Raw genomic sequence first — 23,638 nt, 5'->3', positions numbered from 1 at the left:
TCGGGATTATCCTTTTAAATTCTTTAAATTATCAATATCAACCGATCCGTGATTTCTAAAAATTGAAACCAAAATCGCTAAACCAACGGCAACTTCTGCTGCAGCAACGGCCATAGAGAAAAATACAAATACTTGACCGTCTGCATCTTGGTGGTATGTTGAAAAAGCCACCAACATCATGTTTACTGCATTCAACATAATTTCAATTGACATAAACATCACAATGGCATTTCTTCGTAATAGAATTCCGAAAACGCCTATGCTGAATAATAAGGCAGATAGATACAAGTAGGTTTCTACTCCGATTTCTCTTAAAATTGTTTCCATATTATTTTAGGCTTTTTTCTTTATCTTTTTTTGAAATTAACACCGCTCCAATCATGGCAACCAATAACAATACGGAAGCAAATTCGAAAGGAACCATATATTGATCCAGTAAAACCTGACCAAGTACTTTAATCGATTGGAAATCTTTGCCAGAATAATAATAGCTTTCTACTACCGGTTTGGTTCTTAATAAACCAGCCAGTAAAACTAAACCAACCAAGCAAAACGCTATCGTAGCCGCTAATTTTGCAGCTAGAGGTTTGTGTGATTCATCTTCTTTATTCAGATTCATTAACATGATGGTAAACAACATCAAAATCATGATAGCACCCGAGTAAACAATGATATGTACGATGGCTAAAAACTGAGCGTTCAATAATAAATAATGTCCGGCAATTGAAAAGAAACAAACTACCAATGACAAAGCACTGTGAATTGGATTTCTACTGAAGATTGTCAATAGAGCAGTTCCAAGTGTAATAGTGGCTAAAGCGTAAAAAATAATTTCTCCTATTCCCATAATTAACTTAACTGATTTTGACGATTTTTCATAGCTTCCGTTAAAGGCATAACCAATTTATCTTTACCAAAAATAAAGTCCTCACGATGACTAGCAGAAGGCACCATAACTTTGGTTTCGGTTAAGTAAATGGCGTCTTTTGGACAAGCTTCTTCACATAAACCACAGAAAATACAACGCAACATGTTGATTTCGTAGATTTCTGCATATTTTTCTTCGCGGTACAATAATTTTTCATCTGGTTTTCTTTCTGCAGCTTTCATAGTAATGGCTTCTGCTGGACAAGCAACAGCACACATACCACAAGCCGTACAGTTTTCTCTACCAAACTCATCGCGTTTTAACATGTGTTGACCACGGTATACCGGGCTTAATTCGCGTTTTTGTTCCGGATATTTTATGGTTACTTTTCTTTTGAAAAGATGACGAATTGTAATCATCAATCCTTTAAAGATAGCAACTAGATAAAGGCTTTCCCAGAAGGTCATCTTCTTGTTGGAAACCTCTTTTTTCTTTCCTGATAATGAAATAGTATCTAATGACATTTCTTTTCCAATTTATTGGGTTAGTACAATAACCAATCCCGTAATAACAATGTTAGCAATAGCTAGCGGAATCAACATTTTCCATCCTAAATTCATCAACTGATCGTAACGGAAACGCGGGATAGTCCAGCGAATCCACATATAGAAGAAGATGAAGAAACAAATTTTGGTAAACAAAGCAATAATTCCTAAAATGTTTGCAGCGTTTACACCCCAATTTTCTACAACCCAATTAAATCCAGGGTAGTTATAGGCTCCGAAATATAAGATAGATAAGATAGCAGATGAGATAAACATTGCAGCATATTCACCAAACAAATAGAATCCCATTTTCATGGAAGAATACTCAGTGTGGTGACCTCCAATTAACTCAGCCTCACATTCTGCTAAATCGAATGGTGTTCTGTTGGTTTCGGCAAACGAACATACTAAGAAAATTAAAAAGCTTATTGGGTGTTTAAACACGTTCCATGTAAACCATCCGTCGTTCCAAAAACCAGACTGTTGTGCAGCGATTTCACGCACACTCAAAGTACCGGTTGCCATAATTAATGCAATGATGGCTAATCCCATGGCAACTTCGTATGAAATCATTTGGGAAGAAGCACGCATAGCACTCATTAAGGAGAATTTATTATTAGAAGCCCAACCTCCAATCATGATGCCATAAACACCTACAGATAATACTGCGAAGATGTATAACATCGCTACATCGATATCGGTTGCTTGTAAGATTACTGTTCTTCCTGCAATTTCCAATTTGTCTCCCCAAGGAATAACAGCACTAGTCATTAGTGCCATCGACATGGAAATAGCCGGTCCTAAAACGAATAAGAACGTGTTTTGAGTACTTGGCATGAACTCTTCTTTAGCGAAAAGTTTCAATCCATCGGCCAAAGGTTGTAAAATTCCACCTTTACCAGCACGGTTTGGACCAATACGGTCTTGTAACCAAGCTGCGATTTTACGTTCTGCAAGTGTAGAATACATCGCCATAAACATGGTTACTGCGAAAATTGCTAGAATGAAAATTCCTTTTTCTATGATAATTGCACTGTCCATGTTTTAAGAATTTGAATTACCATTATTTTTTTCAGGAACATCCACCATACTGATACGTATCTGATCTTGCTCACGACCTTCTAAAATAAATTTCTCGGTATTGATTTCCACTTTTGGAGCGTGAAGCGCATAGTTATTTCTATTGATAACCGAGAATTTCTCGAATTTTCGAGGTCCTTCAATTACCCAGTCATTAACATCTTTCTTGTCAAAACGACAAGTGTTACAAATAAATTCTTCTACTTCGTGGTATTCGTCTTTACGAGCTGTAACACGTTGAATTTCATTTCCGAACATCCAAACCGTAGTTTTTCCACAGCATTTGTCACAATTTCTATGAGCGTTGTATGGTTTGTTGAACCAAACTCTCGATTTGAATCGGAACGTTTTATCGGTTAAGGCACCAACTGGACAAACATCGATAACATTTCCTGAAAATTCATTATCGATTGCATTGGATAAGCAAGTAGAAATTTGAGCATGATCTCCACGGCTGATTACACCATGAATTCGCTTATCGGTTAATTGGTCTGCCGCTAACACACAACGTTGACATAAAATACAACGGTTCATGTGCAACTGAATATTAGGACCGATATCTTCCGGCTCAAAAGTTCTTTTTTCTTCAATGAATCGAGTTTCCGATTTTCCGTGTTGGAAACTTAAGTTTTGTAAATCACATTCTCCAGCCTGATCACACACCGGGCAATCTAACGGGTGGTTGATTAATAAGAATTCGGTAACCGATTTCCTTGCTTCTTCCACACGAGCTGAATTTTTACTATTTACTTCCATGCCGTCCATTACACCGGTAACACATGAGGCTACCAATTTAGGCATAGGAGTAGGGTTGGCATCGCTACCTTTAGATACTTCCACCAAACAACAACGACATTTACCACCACTTCCTTTTAATTTGGAATAGTAGCACATCGCCGGCGGTACGGACTCGCCTCCAATCATTCGCGCAGCCTGAAGGATTGTTGTCCCCGGTTCTACGTGTATTTCCTGACCGTCTATTGTTACTTTCATATTCTATTGTTTCAAGTGTAAGGTCAAAGGGGTGTTTACTTTACCCTTATTCCTTATCCCTTTTTACTTTACTTATACTATTGTTTTTCCAACTAAGTGACGTACTTTTTCAAAAGGTTCGTGCACAAAGTGATCTCTATTTTTTACTTTTTCTGGGAAGCGTACATGATATTCAAATTCTTCTCTGAAGTGACGGATTGCTGCAGCAACAGGCCAAGAAGCCGCATCACCTAAAGGACAAATCGTGTTTCCTTCAATTTTGCTTTGAATGCTCCATAACAGTTCAATATCTTCTTCACGGCCGTGACCGTTTTCGATACGGTGTAATATTTTTTCTAACCAACCAGTTCCTTCACGGCAAGGCGTACATTGCCCACATGATTCATGGTGGTAGAAGCGAGAGAAATTCCAAGTGTTACGAACAATACAAGTAGTGTCGTTATACACAATGAAACCTCCGGAACCTAACATGGAACCTGTAGCGAAACCACCATCGGATAAGGATTCGTAGGTCATCAAACGGTCTTCACCATTAGCGGTTTTGAAAATCAAATTCGCTGGAAGAATAGGCACGGAAGAACCTCCAGGAACTAAAGCCTTTAAAGGTCTGTCGTTTAACATTCCTCCTAAATATTCATCAGAATTCATGAATTCATCTACCGATAAACCTAATTCGATTTCATAAACTCCTGGATTTTTAATGTGTCCAGATGCTGAAATTAGCTTTGTTCCAGTAGAACGGCCAATTCCAATTTTTGTATATTCTTCACCGGAGTTAAGAACAATCCAAGGCACTGCTGCAATAGATTCAACATTGTTAACTACAGTAGGATTTGCCCATAAACCACTAACTGCCGGGAAAGGCGGTTTGATTCTTGGGTTTCCTCTTTTACCTTCTAAAGATTCAATTAGTGCTGTTTCTTCACCACATATGTAAGCTCCTGCACCACAATGAACATGAAGGTCTAAATTATATCCAGTTCCTAAAATATTTTTTCCTAACCAACCTGCAGCGTAGGCTTCTTTGATGGCTCTTTCTAATATTTTATATACCCACATATATTCCCCACGGATATAGATATACGACAAGTTTGCCTCTAAAGCATAACTTGAAGTAATCATTCCTTCGATTAATAAGTGAGGGATGTATTCCATTAAGTAACGATCTTTAAACGTACCTGGTTCAGATTCGTCAGCGTTACAAACTAGATGTCTTGGTTTTCCGGATTTTTTATCGATGAAACTCCATTTAAGTCCAGTTGGGAAACCAGCTCCTCCACGACCACGTAACCCAGAAGTTTTTACTTCTTCGGTAACTTCGTCCGGGGTCATTTGTTTCAATGCTTTTTCCACAGAAGCATAACCACCATTTTGACGGTAAACTTCATAGGTTTTGATACCCGGAATATTTATCTTGTCTAATAATATCTTTCTTCCCATGGTATTACTTATCGTGTAATGTTATTTTACCAGCTCTACAATCGGAGATTAACTGATCTACTTTTTCTTGATTTAGATTCTCGTGATAGAAATCACCAACTTGCATCATAGGGGCGTATCCACAAGCTCCTAGACATTCAACACCAACTACGGTGAACATGCCATCGACAGTGGTTTCGCCTTCTTTAATTCCTAATTTATTACAAGTATAATCCATTAAATCTTCTACACCACGAGTTGCACAACACGAAGTTCTGCAAAATTCGAACATATATTTTCCAATTGGTTTTTGGTTGAACATAGTGTAAAAAGAAACTACTTCGTACACTTCAATTGGGAGGATGTTTAATATTTCTGCTACCTTATCTTGTAGTTCGTAACTCAACCAATTGTCATGAGCATCTTGTACTTCATGTAAAACGGGTAACAAGGCAGATTTCTTTTTGTCTTCAGGATAATGACTTAGCAATTCGTTGATGCGAGCCATTAATTCGGGAGTGATATTGATATCCTGTTTGTAGATATATTTTTCCATAATCATTAAGCGTCTAGTTCTCCAGCAATAACATTTAAACTTGATAGTGTTGCAATGGCATCTGATAACATTTGTCCGCGTACCATGTCGTTAAATGCTTGATAATATATAAAACAAGGTCTTCTAAAATGAAGTCTGTATGGGGTTCTACTTCCGTCGGTGATTAAATAAAAACCTAATTCACCGTTACCGCCTTCAACTGCGTGATACACTTCGGTTAAAGGTACAGGTACTTCACCCATTACGATTTTAAAGTGCCAGATTAACGATTCCATTGTAGAATATACATCTTCCTTCGGAGGTAGGTAGTATTCAGGAACATCGGCATGGAAAGGACCTTCTGGTAGTTTAGCCAAAGCTTGTTTGATGATACTTAAACTTTCCCATACCTCGGCATTTCTAACACAAAAACGATCGTAGGTGTCACCTGATTGACCTACTGGGATATTAAATTCGAAATCTTCGTAAGATGAATAAGGTTGTGCAATACGAACATCATAATCAATACCTGCAGCACGTAAATTTGGACCTGTAAATCCATAGCTTATTGCTTTTTCGGCAGAAATCGGACCTACATTAATGGTACGATCCATGAAGATTCGGTTTCTTGTCAAAAGATTTTCAAATTCTTGCCAAATTGGAGGGAATTCTTCTAAAAAAGCGTCAATTTTTTTCCAAACAGCTGGGCTCCAGTCTCTCTCGAAACCACCAATACGACCCATGTTTGTAGTTAAACGAGCACCACAAATTTCTTCGTAGATTTCATATATTTTTTCACGGAATTGGAAAACGTATAAGAATCCGGTTAAAGCACCGGTGTCAACTCCTAATACTGAATTACAGATGATATGATCGGCAATACGTGCTAATTCCATTACGATTACTCGCATGTATTGAACACGTTTTGGCACTTCAATACCTAAAGCCTTTTCCAAAGTCATCCACCAACACATATTATTAATAGGTGCAGAACAGTAGTTCATACGATCTGTTAATACTGTGATTTGATAGAATGGTCGGTTTTCAGCAATTTTTTCAAACGCACGGTGAATATATCCAACCGTTCCTTCTCCATCGATGATACGCTCACCATCCATTAAAAGAATATTTTGGAAAATACCGTGTGTAGCCGGGTGGGTTGGACCAAGATTTAAAACAGAAAGTTCACTTCCGTCTTCGTTTCTTCTTTTTTCGATTTCTTTAGCGAATCGATTCTCCGGCGTTAATAATAGATCTGACATTTGGGTTTTTATTTCAGGTTATTATTAGCAATTTTGTTTCGTTCTTCCGAAGAAACGATCGTCTTTATCGGTTCTTCCTCCATCTTCCAATGGGAATTCTTTTCGCATCGGGAAAACGGTCATTTCATCCATGTTTAGAATTCGTTTCAATTGTGGATGACCTTTGAAGATAATTCCGTAAAAATCATACGTTTCTCTTTCTTGCCAGTTAGCGCCTAAAAACAATGAGGTTACAGAATCAATTTCTGGATTTTCTCCGTTTAGGTAACATTTGATTCGAATACGAACATTGTCTACCCAATTGTGCATGTGATATACTACTGCAAATTGGCGACTGGTTTCGTAATCAGGATAATGAATTCCGCAAACATCGGTTAAAAAGTTAAAGCGCATTACAGAATCATCTTTTAGGTATTTCATTACCTCTAAGATTGAATCAGGATTTACTTCAAAAGTTAAGATATCGTGTATTTGAACAAAATCGGACACTTGTAATCCGAAGTTTTCAATTAATTTATTTTGTATTACAGCGGTTTCTAATGCCATTTTATTTGATGTTATAAGAACCTAATAAATCTTTATATTCGTCTGATCCTCTACGGCGAACAGATTCGTTTTTAACGATTTCTTGTAAGCGCATGATTCCGTCAAGAATTTGTTCAGGACGAGGAGGGCATCCCGGCACATATACATCTACAGGGATTACTTTGTCAATTCCTTGAAGTACAGAATACGTGTCAAAAACGCCTCCTGAAGACGCACAAGCTCCAACAGCAATAACCCATTTTGGTTCAGACATTTGTTCGTAAACCTGACGTAAAATTGGCGCCATTTTTTTGGCAATTGTTCCCATTACCAAAAGCATATCTGCTTGACGTGGTGAGAAACTCATACGTTCCGATCCGAAACGTGCCACATCGTAGTGAGATGCCATGGTTGCCATGAATTCAATTCCGCAGCATGACGTTGCAAATGGTAGGGGCCACAAAGAATTAGCTCTAGCCAGACCTACAACATCACTTAATTTGGTTGCAAAGAAACCTTCTCCGGCATATCCTTCCGGTGGTTCAACCGTTGTATATTTTGATGAATCGCTCATTTTTTTAATATTTTATTCCCACTCTAAACCTCTTTTCTTGATAACATAGTAAAAACCAATTACCAAAAGTGTCATGAAGATACCCATTTTAGCTAATCCCATCCATCCCATTGCTTTGAAATTAACAGCCCATGGGTACATGAATATAACTTCAACGTCGAAAAGCACAAATAAGATTGCTACTAAAAAGTATTTTACAGAAAATGGAATGCGGGCATTTCCAACAGATTCAATTCCACACTCGAAGTTTTTGTCTTTGTTGGCAGAATGGCGTTTAGGGCCTAATAACCCCGAAATTACGATCGTAGTTCCCACAAACCCAGTAGCTAAAAGGAGCTGCATGATGATAGGAATGTAGTCGATTTGGTTCGTTTGCATGTTAAAAATTCTTTAAAAGAAAATCAATTCACAAATATACATTCCTTAACTTTATTCGCAACGCAATTTTTTAATGATTTTGGCGTTTTATAGAAGAATAAAGTTAAAACATATTTAGACTAATTACAAATAATTAACTGATGTTTAAGTTTTGTTTGTGTAGTAAAACAAAAAAACCGCTCATTGAGCGGTTTGTGATCTTAGGTAATCAAAAATATATATTAATCTTCGATAACAGCTACCTGAGCAGCTACTTTACCTTTTCTTCCTTCTTCTTCAACGTATGAAACACGAGTTCCTTCGCTTAAAGATTCGGCGTTTAGACCTGTCGCGTGAACGAAAATGTCATTTCCTGTTTCATCGTCTGTAATGAATCCGTATCCTTTAGATTCAATAAAAAATTTTACTTTGCCTGTGCGCATTCTTAAATAAAAAATAATTAATAATGTACCAAAGATAGACTTTTTTCTGTAACAAACAAGTTTTTGCTAATAAATTTCAAAAAAAAGTATGAAGTATTGAAAATTTTAAATTAAAGTCAATTAATTGTTGCAAAATTAAAAAAGCGACCATTTGGCCGCTTTTTCTTTATGAATTTAGATTTAATTTTATGAAAAGTTCATCGAGTTGTTTGTTGTCGATGGCAGAAGGCGCATCAATCATTACATCTCTTCCGGAGTTGTTTTTAGGGAATGCAATGAAATCACGAATGGTTTCTTGTCCGCCTAAAATGGCTACTAAGCGGTCTAATCCAAAAGCTAAGCCGCCATGTGGTGGTGCTCCAAATTGAAAAGCATCCATTAAAAATCCGAATTGATTTTTAGCTTCTTCTTCTGTGAACCCTAAATATTTAAACATTAATTGTTGTGTTTCTTTATCGTGAATACGAATAGAACCGCCTCCAATTTCATTTCCGTTTAAAACCATATCGTATGCATTTGCTCGTACAGCTCCGGGATTAGTAGCTAATAAGTGCATGTCTTCCGGTTTTGGTGAGGTGAAAGGATGGTGCATTGCGTGATAACGACCACTTTCTTCGTCAAATTCCAATAGTGGGAAATCAACAACCCATAACGGGGCAAATTCTTCAGGTTTGCGTAATCCTAATCGGGTAGCAACTTCCATGCGAAGAGCGCTTAACTGAGCTCTTGTTTTGTTTGCTGGTCCTGATAATACAAAAATGATATCTCCTTGTTTAGCGCCTGTAATTTCAGCCCATTTTTTCAAATCCTCTTGATCGTAGAATTTATCTACAGAAGATTTTAAGCTGCCGTCGGCTTCGTATTTACAGTACACCATGCCCGAAGCTCCAACTTGTGGTCGTTTTACCCAGTCAATTAAAGCGTCAATTTCTTTTCTCGTGTACGATGCACCGCCAGGTACTGCTATTCCAACAACTAATTCAGCAGCATTGAAAACTCCAAATTCTTTATGTTGTGCTACGGTGTTTAATTCGCCAAATTCCATTCCGAAACGAATATCTGGTTTGTCGTTACCGTAGGTTTTCATAGCATGTTCGTAGGTCATTCTTGGGAATTTATCTACGTCTATACCTTTTAATTTTTTTAATAAGTGTCTTGTTAAACCTTCAAATACATTTAAAATATCTTCTTGCTCCACAAAAGCCATTTCGCAATCGATTTGTGTGAATTCCGGCTGACGGTCTGCACGTAAATCTTCATCACGGAAACATTTTACAATTTGAAAATATTTATCCATACCGCCTACCATTAGCAATTGCTTGAACGTTTGCGGCGATTGTGGTAAAGCATAAAATTGTCCTGGATTCATGCGTGAAGGCACGACAAAGTCTCTAGCTCCTTCTGGAGTAGATTTAATTAAATAAGGTGTTTCTACTTCACAGAAATCTTGAGCAGAAAGATAATTACGAACTTCTTGTGCTACTTTATGGCGGAACAATAAGCTATTACGTACTGGATTTCTTCGAATGTCCAAATAACGGTATTTCATTCGGATGTCTTCTCCACCGTCAGTATCATCTTCAATAGTGAAAGGTGGGGTAATGGCTGTGTTCAATACGGTTAATTCTGAAACTAGGATTTCAATATCTCCAGTTGCCATGTTGGCATTTTTCGATTCACGCTCGATTACAGTTCCTTTAATTTGAATGACAAATTCACGACCAAGAGTTTTGGCCAATTCGAAAACTGTTTTATCTGTTCGGCTTTCGTCAAATATTAATTGGGTAATTCCGTAGCGATCACGTAAATCAACCCAAATCATAAATCCTTTATCTCTACTTTTTTGTACCCAACCGGATAATGTAACTTCTTTATTAATGTGCGAAGCATTTAATTCTCCGCAAGTATGACTTCTGTACATCCTTAAAAAATTTGCACAAATTTAAGTTTTATTTTTTGACTTTAAAATGCAGATTAGCCTTTTTAAATGTGAATTTTTAACTGTAGGAAAATACTTGACTGTGTTAAGTTTTACATCAATGTTACCAAATTGTTAAGTAAAAGTTTTGTGAATGTAAAATAATTTGTAACTTCGTTATATAATTGTTAACCTATTAAACAAAAATGCTATGAAAAAGAGTCTAATTGCAGGATTATTGATGTTTTCGGGAATGTTGTTCGCACAAAACATTGAGCCTAAGTACGAGATAGTTGGAAAAACAGTTAAGGCTACGTACTTCTATGATAATGGACAAGTGAAGCAAGAAGGCTTTTATAAAGATGGAAAGTTACATGGAAAATGGATTGCATTTAACGAAGATGGTTCAAAACAATCTATTGGAGAATATACAGACGGATTAAAAACCGGAAAATGGTTTTTTTGGAATAACGCAACTTTAGCAGAGGTAGATTATACTAAAAGTAAAATCGCTGATGTTAAGAAGTGGTCTAAAGACGGGTTGGCAAACAGAAATTAATCACGGTCTGCTTTCGAGAAAAGATTGCATCTGTTTGTAGGATTTAAAACCACCGTTTTTAAAGAGGAATGGCTGTTACAGAGTAGTGACAGCCATTCTTGTTTTTAGAAACCTTCTTTTACTATTAATAAAAAACCGCTACATCACTGTAGCGGCTCTTCAACAAATTAAATTAATCAATTACATTTTATGAGAAGGTGTAAAACCATCTTCACTAATTTCGTTAGGAACATAGTCTTCTACCATTAATGCACTGTAATCTTTGGTTTCGCCTTTGGTGAATTTGTGTACGATGCGATCCATAACATCATAGATAACAGGTACTACCACCAAGGTTAAGAATAAAGAAGAGATTAATCCTCCAATAATTACCCATGCTAAACCGTTTTTCCATTCTGCACCTGCGCCTGAAGCTAAGGCAATTGGTAACATACCGAAAACCATGGCAATAGTGGTCATTAAAATTGGGCGTAAACGCGCATGGTTTGCTTGTATTAATGCGTCGTGGATGGTTTCTCCTGCAGCTCTACGTTGGTTGGTAAAGTCAACTAGCATAATCGCATTTTTACATACCAATCCAATTAGCATGATGATTCCTAAAATTGTAAAGATGTTTAAGGAATTGTTTGTTAAACCAAGAATTAACATTGCACCGATTAAAGACAATGGTACGGAAAACAATACAACCAGCGGATGAATATAACTATCGTATAATGCAACCATTACTAAGTAAACCAATACGATAGCGGCTAATAAAGCAAAACCTAAAGTACCAAAACCTTCTGTTTGATTTTCCATATCACCACCCCAAATGTAGTTTACACCGGTTGGTTTGCGAATTTTTTCAAATTTAGTTTGCCAATCTGCAGCCACACTACCACCAGGACGACCAACGGTTTGCGCTTTAATGGTTACCGATGCTGTACGGTCACGACGTTCTAACTGACTTGGGCCTGAACCTTCTTTTACTGAAGCAAATTGCGACAGTTTGATTTGTTGCCCCATTGCATTAACAAAGGTAAGGTTGTTAACATCATCTATGTTTTTACGATTGAAATCGTTATATTTTAAATTGATATCGTATTCGTATTCTCCTGCTCTAAATTTACTGTCGGTGTTTCCGCTAAATGCCGTTTGCATAGTCATACCAACGGTTTGCAGGTTTAATCCAAGCGCTGCCATTTTATCACGATCCACCTGAACGTTGATTTCCGGATTTCCAGTTTCAACCGATAAGCGAATTTCGGATGCTCCCGGAACAGTATATAATTCTTTTTCCGCTGCTTTGGCAAACACCATAGCGCTGTCAAGACTAGTTCCGGTTACAACTAAAGCTAGAGGAGCTTCTTCGGCAGTACCCATAATACTCATGCCAACCGTTTTGATTTTTGCGCCTACCAATTCTTTCTGAAGCATGCGTTTTATTTTCGCGGCATATACATACGAGTCATCTTCACGTTGGTCTTGATCTACCATTTTTACACGAATTTCAGACTTGTACGCTGTAGCTTGTGTTCCAGAAAATCCTTCAGAAGTTTGTCCTACTGTTGTGATTAAACTGGTAACATCTTCTTGTTTCTTTAGAAAAGCTTCTGCTTTTTGAGTCATGAAGTTAGTTTGTTCTAACGAAGCATCTTTTGGCATTTCTATCTGAACTAAAAATTCACCTGCATCAGAACGAGCAAAGAATTCCCCTCCAACAAAGCCGCCACCCATCATAATCATTGGTACGGCAAAGAATAAAACAGTAACACTAATAATGATTGCTATTTTTCGTAATGTAGTAGCTAATGCCCATTCTAATAATCCGCTAATAAAATTGGTGAATTTGGTTAATTGTGCTTCGAAACCTAAAATGATTCGGCCAAATAAATTCTTGCCTTCAATATGTTCTAGTTTTCCAAAACGGGAAGATAACCAAGGAACAATGGTAAAGGAAGATAATAAGGATAATAATGTTGAAATAACTACGGTTACACAAAACTGAGTAATGATGTTAGAAACCAAACCAGTACTCATAGCAATTGGAAGGAATACCACTACAATCACCAAAGTAATCGAAGTTACTGTTCCGCCAATTTCAGCAGTTGCATCGTATGCAGCTCGAACTCTATTTTTACCCATTTCCATGTGCCTATAGATGTTTTCGAGTACTACAATGGCGTCGTCCACCAAAATACCTACAACAAGCGATAGTCCTAATAAACTCATCAAGTTTAAGGTATATCCCATAACTACAAATCCGATAAAGGTTGCAATTAAGGAAGCCGGAATGGAAACCATTACAATTAATGAGTTACGAACACTGTGTAAGAAGAAAAGCATTACCAAGGCAACCAATAATACTGCTAAAATTAAATCGTGAATTACAGAATCGGCAGCTTGTAAGGTAAATACAGAACTGTCGTTCGCAATATTTAATTCTAAATGGTCTTTGGCATAGTCGGTTTTTAATTGTCCTAATAAAGCTTGAACATGCTCACTAACTTCTACAGCATTGGCATCAGACTGCTTAATGATTTGAAGTATGATAGCATTTTTTTGATCAACACGAGCAATTTTTTCAACTGTTTTTTGCGCATCTTGAACATCGGCAATATCACCAAGGCGAATTTGCGATCCGTTCATGCTTGAAACAACAAGGTTTCTTAGTTCTTCAACTGTTTTGTATTTACCAGCTAAACGGATTAATATTTTTTGGTCTCGTGTTTGAATATTTCCTGTTGGGAAATCTAAATTGGAAGCTAAAACGGCTTGTTGTACCTGAGGAACAGCCAATCCGTATCCTTTCATTTTGTCGGCATCCAAATTAACCTGAATTTCTCTTTCGGCACCACCAACTAAATTTATTTGCGCAACCCCATTTACACGAGATAATATAGGTTTGATTTTTTTATCGATTAAATCGTAAAAAGCTACTTCGTCCATTTTTGCGTTAGCTCCAATGGTCATGATTGGCAAATCGCTTAATGAAAATTTGCTAAGTGAAGGTTGTTTTACATCGTCGGGTAAATCACCTAGTACTGCATTTACTTTACGTTGCGCATCATTTAGAGCAACATCGGCATCGGCATTACTGGTAAGTTGAACCGCAATAGTCGATAAACTTTCGTACGATTTTGATTCAATCTTTTTAATGTTTTCCATTGAAGAAATTGCATCTTCAATTTTTTTCGTTACCGTGTTTTCAACTTCTCCAGGAGAAGCACCCGGATAAACCGTAGCTATACTAATTACATTTTGCTCGAATTTAGGAATCAATTCGTATCCTAAAAGGCTGTAACTGAACAAACCTCCTAATGTTAAAATCGTAAAGAGCACGACTACAAGCGACGGACGTTTTATGGATATTTCTGCTAATTTCATATATTTTTTTAGTTTAAAAGAGATGCAACCAAGAGCTTAGTCGGTATGAATTGTCGACTTTAGTTTTTACTCTTTATGCTTGTTTCTCAATTATTTAATAACGGTAACTTTAGATCCTTCTGTTAAATTGATTTGTCCGCTGGTTACAACAATATCGCCATTTGAGAGTCCGTTTAAAATTTCTACTTTCTCACCAAAAATTCTTCCTGCAGTAACTTTTTTCATTGAAGCCAAACCGTCTTTGTTAACAATAAAAATTTCGTTCGCACTTACACTTCCAACAAAAGCATTTCTAGGTACAATCATTAATGGTGTTTTATCTGTAGTAGTAGGTACAAAAGTTGCACTACCGTACATACCTGCTTTCAGGTCGCCATTCGCATTGTTTTCAATTTCAATTTCAACGGCAAAGTTTAAGCTCGAATCGGCTTTAGGAGCGATGAAAGTGATTTTTCCGTTAAAAGTTTTATCAGGAAAAACCGTGGCGTTTACTTTAACAGGATTTCCAACTTTTAAACTGCTAACCTGATTTTCATTTACAGTTACATTTAATTTTAACTTGCTTACGTTAACAATTTCAAACATTTGAGTTGGCGGCATTCCGCTTAAGATAGTTCCAACTTCAATGTATTTTTTGTTGATGATTCCGCTAAATGGAGCTTTAATATGAGTATCACCTACGCTAATGTTAGCCTGAGTTAATCTTGATTTTGCATTAACCATATTAATTCGAGCTTGGTCCAATTGTTGTTTTGTAACACCACCTGTTTTGTATGCGCTTTCAAATCGATTGTAATCGTTTAATGCATTCTGATAATTTGCATTAGCAGTTTGTGCTTCTACATTAATAACATCGCCACGAACAATTGCAAGTGTTTGTCCCGCACTTACACGATCTCCTTCTTTAACCAAAACGCGAATTACTTTTCCTGATTTTTCTGCAGCGAAGTTTAATTCTTGTGAAGGTGCAAAGGTTCCGTTAGCAATGAAGTCTTGATTTACGGTTTCGGTTTTAACCGTATCCACTTTAACTACTACAGTAGCGTTATTTTCGGCTACAACAGCAGTTTTTGCTTCGTTTTTTTCTTTGTTCTTGCTTAATATAAATCCGATTAAACCTAATGAGGCTAATACGATTACTCCGGTGATTATTTTCTTGTTCATAGGTGTTATTTTGCTAGATTTTTTAATTCTCCTTTTGATTTGATTATCTGTATTTCAGCTAATTTATATTCTAATTGTGCTGTAGTATAATTGTTTTGTGCCTCAGAAAGCGCATTTTCAGCATCCAATAACTCGGTTAGCGAAGCCAAACCATTTACGTAATTGTTCTTTGTGTTTTCTAAAACAGATTTTGCTAACGCGGCATTTTCTTTTTGTGTGTTGATGTTGACAATGCTATTGTTCATTTGTGTTTTAGCATTTTCGAAACCATAGTTTAATGCAAGCTCTGTGTCTTTAATATCCTCTTCAATTTTTTTCAGACTAACTTCGGCTTGACGCACTTTTGAACGAGTTCCGAAACCACTAAAAAGCGGAATGTGTAAATTCAAACCAATCGAGGAGAAGTCGGTCCAGTATACATTATCTATCGGTTTGGCAAACCATGGAAATTCTTTTCCTAAACCTTGGTATCCATAATTTGCGCTTAATGAAAGCGAGGGATAATATTCGGCTTGGTATGCCTTTTTTTGAAAACTCAACAATTGTTGTTGTTTTTTAAGAAGTGCCATTTCGGTTCTGTTGCTTATTTCTGCTTTATCAGTAAATGCTTCTGCAGTAACATCGATCGTGTTTTCCGGAAGTTTGACAGTTTGATCCATCGGCATTCCAATAAAGAATTTCAAAGTGTTTTCTTGCAGTTGAACTGCATTATTCAATTGTTGACGCGCAGCTTCTAAATTGCTTACCTTAACTGAAATCCTATCTAAATCAATTTTTTTAGCTAATCCGTTGTCGTATTGTCCTTTGATGATTTCGCGTACTTTTTTGGTGCTCTCTAAGTTGGTTTCTGCAATTATCAACTTTTGCTTTGTAACATACACTTGGTAATAGCTACTGGCTACTTTTTCGATAAGTTGTTCTTCGGTAAGCTGTTGGTTAATGGCATAAAATTCTTTCGTGCTTTTAGCAGCTCTTAAGCCTGTGAAAACCGATTGGTTAAATAAGTTTTGTGTTAATGTGGCTACGGCATTACTATTCCATTTTTGACCGAAAGGAACCATAACAACGCTTCCAGGTTGACCAAAAAATTCTCCAGGTAAAGCGCTTTGCTGTAAAATAGGATTGTATGTTAACCCAGCGTTTACACTTAAATGAGGTAATGCCATGGCGCGAACTTCTGCAATTTGATGTTCGCTATTTTCTACATTTAAAGCCGCTTTTTTAGCATCCGATTTGTTCTCCAAAGCAAATGTTATGGCATCTTTAAGCGTAAGTTCTTTCACTTCTTGAGCGTTAAGTGAAAATGCTACCGTTAAGAATGATAGTATTATTAGTTTTCTCATTATTTGTTAAGATTTTGTAAGTGTTTTTCTAATTCGGTTACTCCTTTTTGGGTTGCAATGGCGCGTGTATGATATTCTAAGGCAAGTAGTTCTAATTCCTGTGCTTCTTTTTCATAGAATGTATTTTCATTGATGTTGAAAATAAGCGTATAATAAAATTTTACAGCCGCTTTTACATCCATTTCTTTTCGATACAAACCTTCACTAATGCCTTTAAGAATGTTTTTTTCAAAATAAGCATCACACGCATGTATTTCTTCGGAAATAATTTTTTCGTAGATAGAAGGATAATGCTTTTTTAATTGATATAAGGGTGATGAATCAATTGATTTAAACATTTCTCGGAACATTTTGCGGATTTCAAAATTTTCTTCAATGGCATTAAAGTTTTTTAGTACTATCGAATCTATTATTCCATGTATTTGATTGTGAACAGTAGCAGTCGATTCTTCAATGAGTACTTCTTTGTTGCAAAAATATTTATAGATGGTTTTTTTGGAGATACACATTTCTCCAGCAATATCATCCATCGTTACGCTTTTAAAGCCTAGTTTTAAAAACATGTCACTGGCTTTCGATATAATTTTCTCTTTCATAATCCATTTAAATTCTTTGCAAATGTACAATGGAAACTTTCAACACAAAAATAGTTTCCAAAGTTTTTACATTTTTTTAACATTACTTCATTTCGGGGCTTTTGATATGATATGGTTTTTGAGTTTTACTCAATGAATTCCCACCATTTAGCAAATTTTTGATCGTACTTTAAGTAAACGGATTCTCCAATTCGTGGTGTAATTAAATACGTGTTCGATTCGGCAGCGAGATTTGAGATTCTTTTTAAAGGTTCATCCCAATCATGGTTTGCTAAGGCGAATTTTGAAGAATGTACCGGGAAAAGCTTTTTTGCATTTAAATCTTTTGTGGCTTGAATAACTTCATCAGGAGTCATATGAATGTATTTCCAGTTTTTGTCGTATTGGCCATTTTCCAAAATGGCTAGATCGAATGGTCCAAATTTTTCGCCAGCTTTCTTAAAATGGTCATCGTAACCACTGTCGCCTCCCAGATAAAGGTTCATGGTTGGTGTTTTTAAAGCAAACGAAAGCCATAACGATTTGTTTCGTTTTAGACCACGGCCAGAAAAATGTCTGGCTGGAATTGTATTTACAATAAAATCGTTGTTTAAGATTATCTTTTCGTTCCAATCTTTTTCAATAATTTGTTCTTTAGTAAATCCCCAACGCTCTAAATGCGCTCCAACACCTAGACCACAAATAACAATACCAACCTTATGTTTGATTTTTGTAATGGTTTTATAATCCAAATGATCCCAATGGTCGTGCGTTATAAAAAGATAGTCCACAAAAGGCAGGTCCTCGGGAGAGTAGGCGTTTGCTCCTTTAAAAGGTTTTGTGGTAAATGATACTGGAGAAGCTGATCCACTCAAAACGGGATCGACCAAAATTCGTTTTCCATCAATTTGGATAAAATACGACGAATGTCCAAACCAAACCATAATGTCTTTGTTTGGTTCTAAAGCATGTAAATCGGTTTTAAATACGGGTATTTCTTCTTTTGGTTTGTTTCGTTCTTTTTTCTCAAATAAAAATTCTTTTAAAACGGAAAAAAAGTTTGCTCCTTCTGTTAAATCTGGTGTGTGGCTGAGGTTTTGAAAACTACCATTTTTGTAATTTTCAGATGTTTTTAAGCGCTCAATATCACTATTTTTCGGTAGGCTTCCAAATCTTGGCGATGTAAGGAATAGCCCAATGAAAAGAATTGTTGCCAATAGAATAATTAAAAGTGTCATGATATTCAAATTAATGATGCAAATGTAGTAAGGAAACTTTTAATACTTAAAAAGTTTCCTAGTTTTTATAAAAAAATTAACGTTTGTAATAAAGTTAAAATGAAGTACTTTAGCCGAAAAATAAGAGTATGCATTCCATTTCCGAGTATCAAGAAATTATTTCCGAACATTTTTCAGAAATTTCGATTGAAAGAGAGCCTAATAATTTATACGAGCCTATTCGATATATTTTGGCGTTAGGTGGAAAAAGAATGCGTCCGGTTTTAACACTAATGACTGCTGAGATTTTCAATGCAGATTATACTAAGGCATTGGCTGCGGCTACTGCAGTTGAGGTTTTTCATAATTTCTCTTTGATTCATGATGATATCATGGACGATGCTCCTTTGCGAAGAGGACATGAAACAGTTCACGAAAAATGGGATATCAATACGGGGATACTTTCTGGGGATGCCATGCTTATTTTAGCCTACCAATATTTTGAACAGTATAAACCCGAAATATTTCAAAACTTGGCAAAATTGTTTAGCAAGACTGCTTTGGAAGTCTGCGAAGGTCAGCAATGGGATGTTGATTTCGAAAATCGTGACGATGTAACCATTCCGGAGTATTTAAAAATGATTGAATATAAAACTGCTGTTTTAGTCGGAGCCGCCATGAAAATGGGGGCTATTGTTGCTGAAACCTCGGAAGAAAATGCTTCTCTGATTTACAATTTCGGATTGAATCTAGGTATTGCATTTCAGCTACAAGACGATTATTTAGATGCCTTTGGCGATCCAAAAACGTTTGGCAAGCAAGTAGGCGGTGATATTATAGAAAATAAAAAAACGTATTTATACCTAAAAGCTGTTGAATTTGCTGAAACAGAGCAACGCCAGCAGCTGCAGCATCTTTTTTCAATTCGTCCTTCAAACAATACAGATAAAATTGAAAAAATTAAGGATATTTTCATTACCACAGGGGCTAGTGAAGCAACTCAAAAAGCGATACAAGAATATACTTTTATGGCGTTTGACATGTTGGAACGTTTGGATATAGAGTCTGATAAAAAGCTAATTTTAAAAGCTTTTGGTGAAAAGTTAATGGGTAGAAAAGTATAAGTATGTTTGTAGCTCCCTTAAATACAGATTTGTTGCTTTCTGAAGCTCAAAAAGAAACTTTATACATTAAGTTGGTGGAACAAATCAATAAAGATTTCACGTTTGCCAATGAGAGTGTAGACTTCAAAAATTCCATAGCGCCTATCGATTTGAAAGTTCAACTCCATGAAAAAATCTATAAATTGATTCAGTTCAAATTTGCCGAATATCTCAATCTTTTATACATCATCGATGTGCCGGAAGAACAAGTTAAAAAACTAGATGGTTCTGATATTACAGAACTTTCTGAGCAAGTTGTTTTCTTGATTTTAAAACGAGAATGGCAAAAAGTCTGGTTTAGAAATAAACTCTAACAAAAGGCATCCAGGCTTGGCTGTACACATAATTTGCTTCTTTGTAAAGTACATTGTATCGGAGTCCGATTGTAACATTTTCTGCCCGATATCCGGCGCCGACAAACAGAGCGGTATTCCAAAAATTATCCTTAATTACAGGAGTAAATTGAGTATAGGTGTTGTTAACGCGTAATTCTTCTAATTCGGCCGATAATTGTATTTCAGGAATCGGATTAAAAAGCTCAATTAAGCTTACACCATACAAATGAGAATTGAATAAATTCTGTTGCTTTACATAGCTGTATTGCGCTCCCAAACCCGTTGAAAAATAGTTGTTAACATTGTAAATTGCACTGGGCGCAACCATAATATTGCTATAACCACTTCCAAATCCTAATCCAATTCCTCCTCCAAACTGCACATTCTTCCAAAAATCATTTTTATGATTTGGTAATGTTGAATTTGAGGTTTGCGCAATCGAAAGTGTTGTTATAAAAAGAAAGGTTGTTAAAGTAAATGTTAAAAAACTAAAAGGGTTGGTTTTCAACTTCATCGATAGGAATATTTTATGATATAAAAGTATAAAAAACATTAGAAGATTAGTATAAAGTATTGTACTTTTGCGGATAATTTTTTAACCCAAAATCGTCTTACGACCGAATTATGGATAGGTTTTCCTTTTTAAACGCAGCACACACGGCTTTTTTTGCCGATTTATACGATCAATATTTACAAAATCCTGATAGTGTAGAACCAAGTTGGAGAAGTTTTTTTCAAGGATTTGATTTTGCCAACGAATTTGGAAATGACCCGGTAACACAACTTGAAGCCATGGCAAATGGGGATGTGGCCATGTCGGGGAATTCGGAAAAAATTCAAAAAGAATTTAATGTTTTAAAATTAATCGACGGATATCGTTCTCGCGGTCATTTGTTTACTAAAACAAACCCGGTTCGCGACAGAAGAACGTATTCGCCAACACTGAATATTGAGAACTTCGGATTATCAACATCCGATTTAAATACTGTTTTTGACGCTGCCAAAGTGGTGAATATGCCGCCAAGCACATTGCAACAAATTATCGATCACTTAGATAAAGTGTATTGCCAATCAATTGGAGTTGAATACATGTACATCCGTGATCCGGAAGTGGTTGAGTGGATTCAACGTCGTTTGGATATCAATGACAATCTTCCAAATTTTGATGCAAATCAGAAAAAAAGAATTCTTAAAAAATTAAACGAAGCAGTTTCTTTTGAGAACTTCCTTCATACAAAGTATGTTGGACAAAAACGTTTTTCATTAGAAGGAATCGAATCAGCAATACCAGCACTAGATTTTTTAATTGAGGCAGCTGCTGATAAAGGAGTTGAGCAGTTCGTAATGGGAATGGCTCACCGTGGTCGATTGAATGTGTTGGCTAATGTTTTTGGTAAGCCAACTCAAGATATTTTCTCAGAATTTGACGGAAAAGATTACGATGATGATGCGTTGTTTGATGGTGACGTAAAATACCATTTAGGGTTAACATCCGATCGTCAAACGCAAAACGGAAAGAAAATCAATATCAACCTAGCTCCAAATCCTTCGCATCTTGAAACTGTTGGTGCAGTAATTGAAGGGATTGCGCGTGCTAAACAAGATAAGTACTATTCGGAAGATCCGTCTAAGGTATTACCAATAGCTGTTCATGGTGACGCTGCCGTTGCGGGACAAGGTATTGTGTATGAAATTATCCAAATGGCGAAGTTGGATGGATACAAAACCAATGGAACTATCCATATTGTATTGAACAACCAAGTTGGATTTACAACAAACTATTTAGACGCTCGTTCTTCTACATACTGTACCGATGTGGCAAAAGTAACCTTGTCGCCAGTATTACATGTTAATGCAGATGATGCTGAAGCTGTGGTTCACGCCATGTTATTTGCTTTAGAATATCGTATGACATTTGGAACGGATGTATTCATTGATTTGTTAGGATATAGAAAATACGGTCATAACGAAGGTGACGAGCCAAGATTTACGCAGCCTAAATTATACAAAGCAATTGCGAAACATAAAAATCCAAGAGATATTTATGCTGAAAAATTGAAAGCCGAAGGAACAATCGATGCAAATTATGTGTCGGGTCTAGAGGCAGAATACAAAGCCAATTTGGAAGAAAATCTTGAAAATTCAAGAAAGAAAGATTTAACGGTTATTACGCCGTTTATGCAAAACGAATGGCAAGGTTTTGAACAAGCTGAATCAGATGTAATGCTTCAAAAGTTTGAAACCAAAGTTGATAGAAAAACATTAACGGAAATTGCAGAGGTAGTTACTCAATTACCTTCCGATAAAAAATTCATTAGCAAAATCTCAAAACTAATTGGTGATCGTAGAACAATGTTCTTTGAAACCGATAAGTTGGATTGGGCTATGGGAGAAATGTTAGCATACGGTACTTTGTTAACCGAAGGATATGATGTTCGTATTTCTGGTCAAGATGTGGAACGTGGAACATTTTCTCACCGTCATGCTGTTGTAAAAGTAGAAGATTCGGAAGAAGAAGTAATTCTTCTAGATAATATTCCAAATAAAAAAGGGAAATTCTCAGTTTACAATTCTCACCTTTCTGAATATGGTGTTTTAGGTTTTGAATATGGCTATGCTTTAGCAAATCCGAACGCCCTTACCATCTGGGAAGCTCAATTTGGAGATTTCTCTAACGGAGCTCAAATTATGATTGACCAATATATTTCTGCCGCAGAAGATAAATGGAACAATCAAAACGGACTTGTGATGTTGTTGCCGCACGGTTATGAAAACCAAGGTGCCGAGCATTCATCAGCAAGAATGGAGCGTTATTTACAGCTTTGTGCAAATCATAATATGTATATAGCCGATTGTACAACTCCTGCTAACTTTTTCCATTTATTACGCAGACAATTAGTGACTAAATTCCGTAAACCTTTAGTGGTGTTTACGCCAAAAAGTTTGTTGCGTCATCCTGAAGCAGTTTCTTCTGTTGAGGAATTTGCAAACGGTCAGTTCCAAGAAGTAATAGATGATCCTAATGTAAATGCAGCTGAGGTGAAAACATTAGTTTTCTGTACGGGTAAATTCTATTACGATTTGAAAGCGGAAAGAGAAGCTAACGGACGAAACGATGTAGCTTTAGTAAGAATCGAGCAATTGTTTCCATTGCCAATTGAGCAAATGAAAGCAGTTATCGCCAAATATCCAAATGTTGATGATTACGTTTGGGCTCAGGAAGAACCTCGTAATATGGGTGCTTACGGATTTATGTTGATGAATTTCCATGAAGTAAAATACCGCGTGGCATCCCCAAAAGCATACAGTGCGCCAGCTGCCGGAAGTTATGTGCGTTCTAAAAAACGTCATGCTGCAGCTATTGCCATGGTTTTTGACAAAAATTTATTTCAGTAAT

The 23,638-nt window shown here is 36.4% G+C and carries 23 protein-coding genes; 4 read left to right on the top strand and 19 right to left on the bottom strand.

The genetic code is table 11. The features are described 5' to 3' along the window. Positions 1–6 precede the first annotated feature (6 nt). The 13 genes from nuoK to aspS all read right to left on the bottom strand — a co-directional run bounded on the left by nuoK (position 7) and on the right by aspS (position 10,522). On the bottom strand, positions 7–327 hold the full coding sequence (gene nuoK, locus ACZ1JT_RS04715) for an NADH-quinone oxidoreductase subunit NuoK (protein ID WP_465095006.1): 321 nt from the start codon (positions 325–327) through the stop codon (positions 7–9). A 1-nt stretch (position 328) separates the two neighbouring features. After that, complete coding sequence (locus tag ACZ1JT_RS04710; RefSeq protein WP_465095005.1) at positions 329–847, bottom strand: NADH-quinone oxidoreductase subunit J family protein; 519 nt, start codon at positions 845–847, stop codon at positions 329–331. A 2-nt stretch (positions 848–849) separates the two neighbouring features. Continuing rightward, the gene (nuoI, locus tag ACZ1JT_RS04705) at positions 850–1,392 is read right to left on the bottom strand and encodes an NADH-quinone oxidoreductase subunit NuoI (protein WP_465095004.1); all 543 of its coding nucleotides are present in this window, start codon (positions 1,390–1,392) and stop codon (positions 850–852) included. Positions 1,393–1,404: 12 nt separating this feature from the next. Continuing rightward, positions 1,405–2,454 (bottom strand): NADH-quinone oxidoreductase subunit NuoH, encoded by a 1,050-nt coding sequence (nuoH, locus tag ACZ1JT_RS04700; protein ID WP_465095003.1) that lies wholly within the window; start codon positions 2,452–2,454, stop codon positions 1,405–1,407. Positions 2,455–2,457: 3 nt separating this feature from the next. Beyond that, positions 2,458–3,486, bottom strand: coding sequence for an NADH-quinone oxidoreductase subunit G (locus tag ACZ1JT_RS04695; RefSeq protein WP_465095002.1), 1,029 nt, complete (start codon positions 3,484–3,486; stop codon positions 2,458–2,460). Positions 3,487–3,558: 72 nt separating this feature from the next. Then, entirely contained in the window at positions 3,559–4,926 is a 1,368-nt protein-coding gene (nuoF, locus tag ACZ1JT_RS04690; RefSeq protein ID WP_465095001.1) for an NADH-quinone oxidoreductase subunit NuoF, read from the bottom strand. Positions 4,927–4,930: 4 nt separating this feature from the next. Further along, positions 4,931–5,461, bottom strand: a complete 531-nt coding sequence (locus ACZ1JT_RS04685) for an NADH-quinone oxidoreductase subunit NuoE family protein (RefSeq protein WP_465095000.1) — start codon at positions 5,459–5,461, stop codon at positions 4,931–4,933. A gap of 5 nt (positions 5,462–5,466) precedes the next feature. Then, the gene (locus ACZ1JT_RS04680; RefSeq protein ID WP_465094999.1) at positions 5,467–6,702 is read right to left on the bottom strand and encodes an NADH-quinone oxidoreductase subunit D; all 1,236 of its coding nucleotides are present in this window, start codon (positions 6,700–6,702) and stop codon (positions 5,467–5,469) included. 24 nt (positions 6,703–6,726) lie between these two features. Next, the gene (locus tag ACZ1JT_RS04675; protein ID WP_465094998.1) at positions 6,727–7,248 is read right to left on the bottom strand and encodes an NADH-quinone oxidoreductase subunit C; all 522 of its coding nucleotides are present in this window, start codon (positions 7,246–7,248) and stop codon (positions 6,727–6,729) included. 1 nt (position 7,249) lies between these two features. Further along, positions 7,250–7,801, bottom strand: coding sequence for an NADH-quinone oxidoreductase subunit B (locus ACZ1JT_RS04670; protein WP_465094997.1), 552 nt, complete (start codon positions 7,799–7,801; stop codon positions 7,250–7,252). A 12-nt stretch (positions 7,802–7,813) separates the two neighbouring features. Further along, positions 7,814–8,179, bottom strand: coding sequence for an NADH-quinone oxidoreductase subunit A (locus ACZ1JT_RS04665; RefSeq protein WP_465094996.1), 366 nt, complete (start codon positions 8,177–8,179; stop codon positions 7,814–7,816). A 221-nt stretch (positions 8,180–8,400) separates the two neighbouring features. After that, entirely contained in the window at positions 8,401–8,601 is a 201-nt protein-coding gene (locus ACZ1JT_RS04660; protein WP_465094995.1) for a cold-shock protein, read from the bottom strand. A 166-nt stretch (positions 8,602–8,767) separates the two neighbouring features. Next, entirely contained in the window at positions 8,768–10,522 is a 1,755-nt protein-coding gene (gene aspS, locus ACZ1JT_RS04655) for an aspartate--tRNA ligase (protein ID WP_465094994.1), read from the bottom strand. Positions 10,523–10,730: 208 nt separating this feature from the next. On the opposite strand from aspS, the gene ACZ1JT_RS04650 reads away from it, so the two are divergent. Beyond that, positions 10,731–11,078, top strand: coding sequence for a toxin-antitoxin system YwqK family antitoxin (locus ACZ1JT_RS04650; RefSeq protein WP_465094993.1), 348 nt, complete (start codon positions 10,731–10,733; stop codon positions 11,076–11,078). Positions 11,079–11,258: 180 nt separating this feature from the next. On the opposite strand, the gene ACZ1JT_RS04645 is transcribed toward ACZ1JT_RS04650, so the two are convergent. From ACZ1JT_RS04645 to ACZ1JT_RS04625, 5 genes are all read right to left on the bottom strand, one after another. Continuing rightward, positions 11,259–14,444 carry an efflux RND transporter permease subunit gene (locus ACZ1JT_RS04645; protein WP_465094992.1) on the bottom strand — a complete coding sequence of 1,062 codons (3,186 nt, stop codon included), beginning with the start codon at positions 14,442–14,444 and terminating at the stop codon, positions 11,259–11,261. 90 nt (positions 14,445–14,534) lie between these two features. Beyond that, entirely contained in the window at positions 14,535–15,608 is a 1,074-nt protein-coding gene (locus tag ACZ1JT_RS04640; protein ID WP_465094991.1) for an efflux RND transporter periplasmic adaptor subunit, read from the bottom strand. 5 nt (positions 15,609–15,613) lie between these two features. After that, positions 15,614–16,951 (bottom strand): TolC family protein, encoded by a 1,338-nt coding sequence (locus ACZ1JT_RS04635; protein ID WP_465094990.1) that lies wholly within the window; start codon positions 16,949–16,951, stop codon positions 15,614–15,616. Next, on the bottom strand, positions 16,951–17,547 hold the full coding sequence (locus tag ACZ1JT_RS04630) for a TetR/AcrR family transcriptional regulator (RefSeq protein WP_465094989.1): 597 nt from the start codon (positions 17,545–17,547) through the stop codon (positions 16,951–16,953). The genes ACZ1JT_RS04635 and ACZ1JT_RS04630 overlap by 1 nt, the downstream gene beginning before the upstream one ends. Before the next feature lie 125 nt (positions 17,548–17,672). Then, entirely contained in the window at positions 17,673–18,764 is a 1,092-nt protein-coding gene (locus ACZ1JT_RS04625; RefSeq protein ID WP_465094988.1) for an MBL fold metallo-hydrolase, read from the bottom strand. A 128-nt stretch (positions 18,765–18,892) separates the two neighbouring features. On the opposite strand from ACZ1JT_RS04625, the gene ACZ1JT_RS04620 reads away from it, so the two are divergent. Both ACZ1JT_RS04620 and ACZ1JT_RS04615 read left to right on the top strand, forming a co-directional pair. Continuing rightward, complete coding sequence (locus tag ACZ1JT_RS04620) at positions 18,893–19,867, top strand: polyprenyl synthetase family protein (RefSeq protein ID WP_465094987.1); 975 nt, start codon at positions 18,893–18,895, stop codon at positions 19,865–19,867. Between the two features lie 2 nt (positions 19,868–19,869). Continuing rightward, positions 19,870–20,220 carry a hypothetical protein gene (locus tag ACZ1JT_RS04615; protein WP_465094986.1) on the top strand — a complete coding sequence of 117 codons (351 nt, stop codon included), beginning with the start codon at positions 19,870–19,872 and terminating at the stop codon, positions 20,218–20,220. Here ACZ1JT_RS04615 and ACZ1JT_RS04610 read toward each other — a convergent pair. After that, positions 20,204–20,749: a hypothetical protein gene (locus ACZ1JT_RS04610; protein ID WP_465095276.1), complete on the bottom strand. Its 546-nt coding sequence runs from the start codon at positions 20,747–20,749 to the stop codon at positions 20,204–20,206. The two genes, ACZ1JT_RS04615 and ACZ1JT_RS04610, sit on opposite strands and share 17 nt — an antisense overlap. Before the next feature lie 116 nt (positions 20,750–20,865). On the opposite strand from ACZ1JT_RS04610, the gene ACZ1JT_RS04605 reads away from it, so the two are divergent. Further along, on the top strand, positions 20,866–23,637 hold the full coding sequence (locus ACZ1JT_RS04605) for a 2-oxoglutarate dehydrogenase E1 component (protein WP_465094985.1): 2,772 nt from the start codon (positions 20,866–20,868) through the stop codon (positions 23,635–23,637). Position 23,638 lies beyond the last annotated feature (1 nt).

Source organism: Flavobacterium sp. IC2-16, from assembly GCF_055521455.1.
Note: the sequence above shows the minus strand (reverse complement) of the source record. Positions and strands in the feature narration are given on the sequence as shown.

Excerpts from the sequence above, each read along its gene's own strand:
- nuoK (WP_465095006.1), bottom strand. The coding sequence starts at position 327 with ATGGAAACAATTTTAAGAGAAATCGGAGTAGAAACCTACTTGTATCTA.
- ACZ1JT_RS04710 (WP_465095005.1), bottom strand. The coding sequence starts at position 847 with ATGGGAATAGGAGAAATTATTTTTTACGCTTTAGCCACTATTACACTT.
- nuoI (WP_465095004.1), bottom strand. The coding sequence starts at position 1,392 with ATGTCATTAGATACTATTTCATTATCAGGAAAGAAAAAAGAGGTTTCC.
- nuoH (WP_465095003.1), bottom strand. The coding sequence starts at position 2,454 with ATGGACAGTGCAATTATCATAGAAAAAGGAATTTTCATTCTAGCAATT.
- ACZ1JT_RS04695 (WP_465095002.1), bottom strand. The coding sequence starts at position 3,486 with ATGAAAGTAACAATAGACGGTCAGGAAATACACGTAGAACCGGGGACA.
- nuoF (WP_465095001.1), bottom strand. The coding sequence starts at position 4,926 with ATGGGAAGAAAGATATTATTAGACAAGATAAATATTCCGGGTATCAAA.
- ACZ1JT_RS04685 (WP_465095000.1), bottom strand. The coding sequence starts at position 5,461 with ATGGAAAAATATATCTACAAACAGGATATCAATATCACTCCCGAATTA.
- ACZ1JT_RS04680 (WP_465094999.1), bottom strand. The coding sequence starts at position 6,702 with ATGTCAGATCTATTATTAACGCCGGAGAATCGATTCGCTAAAGAAATC.
- ACZ1JT_RS04675 (WP_465094998.1), bottom strand. The coding sequence starts at position 7,248 with ATGGCATTAGAAACCGCTGTAATACAAAATAAATTAATTGAAAACTTC.
- ACZ1JT_RS04670 (WP_465094997.1), bottom strand. The coding sequence starts at position 7,801 with ATGAGCGATTCATCAAAATATACAACGGTTGAACCACCGGAAGGATAT.
- ACZ1JT_RS04665 (WP_465094996.1), bottom strand. The coding sequence starts at position 8,179 with ATGCAAACGAACCAAATCGACTACATTCCTATCATCATGCAGCTCCTT.
- ACZ1JT_RS04660 (WP_465094995.1), bottom strand. The coding sequence starts at position 8,601 with ATGCGCACAGGCAAAGTAAAATTTTTTATTGAATCTAAAGGATACGGA.
- aspS (WP_465094994.1), bottom strand. The coding sequence starts at position 10,522 with ATGTACAGAAGTCATACTTGCGGAGAATTAAATGCTTCGCACATTAAT.
- ACZ1JT_RS04650 (WP_465094993.1), top strand. The coding sequence starts at position 10,731 with ATGAAAAAGAGTCTAATTGCAGGATTATTGATGTTTTCGGGAATGTTG.
- ACZ1JT_RS04645 (WP_465094992.1), bottom strand. The coding sequence starts at position 14,444 with ATGAAATTAGCAGAAATATCCATAAAACGTCCGTCGCTTGTAGTCGTG.
- ACZ1JT_RS04640 (WP_465094991.1), bottom strand. The coding sequence starts at position 15,608 with ATGAACAAGAAAATAATCACCGGAGTAATCGTATTAGCCTCATTAGGT.
- ACZ1JT_RS04635 (WP_465094990.1), bottom strand. The coding sequence starts at position 16,951 with ATGAGAAAACTAATAATACTATCATTCTTAACGGTAGCATTTTCACTT.
- ACZ1JT_RS04630 (WP_465094989.1), bottom strand. The coding sequence starts at position 17,547 with ATGAAAGAGAAAATTATATCGAAAGCCAGTGACATGTTTTTAAAACTA.
- ACZ1JT_RS04625 (WP_465094988.1), bottom strand. The coding sequence starts at position 18,764 with ATGACACTTTTAATTATTCTATTGGCAACAATTCTTTTCATTGGGCTA.
- ACZ1JT_RS04620 (WP_465094987.1), top strand. The coding sequence starts at position 18,893 with ATGCATTCCATTTCCGAGTATCAAGAAATTATTTCCGAACATTTTTCA.
- ACZ1JT_RS04615 (WP_465094986.1), top strand. The coding sequence starts at position 19,870 with ATGTTTGTAGCTCCCTTAAATACAGATTTGTTGCTTTCTGAAGCTCAA.
- ACZ1JT_RS04605 (WP_465094985.1), top strand. The coding sequence starts at position 20,866 with ATGGATAGGTTTTCCTTTTTAAACGCAGCACACACGGCTTTTTTTGCC.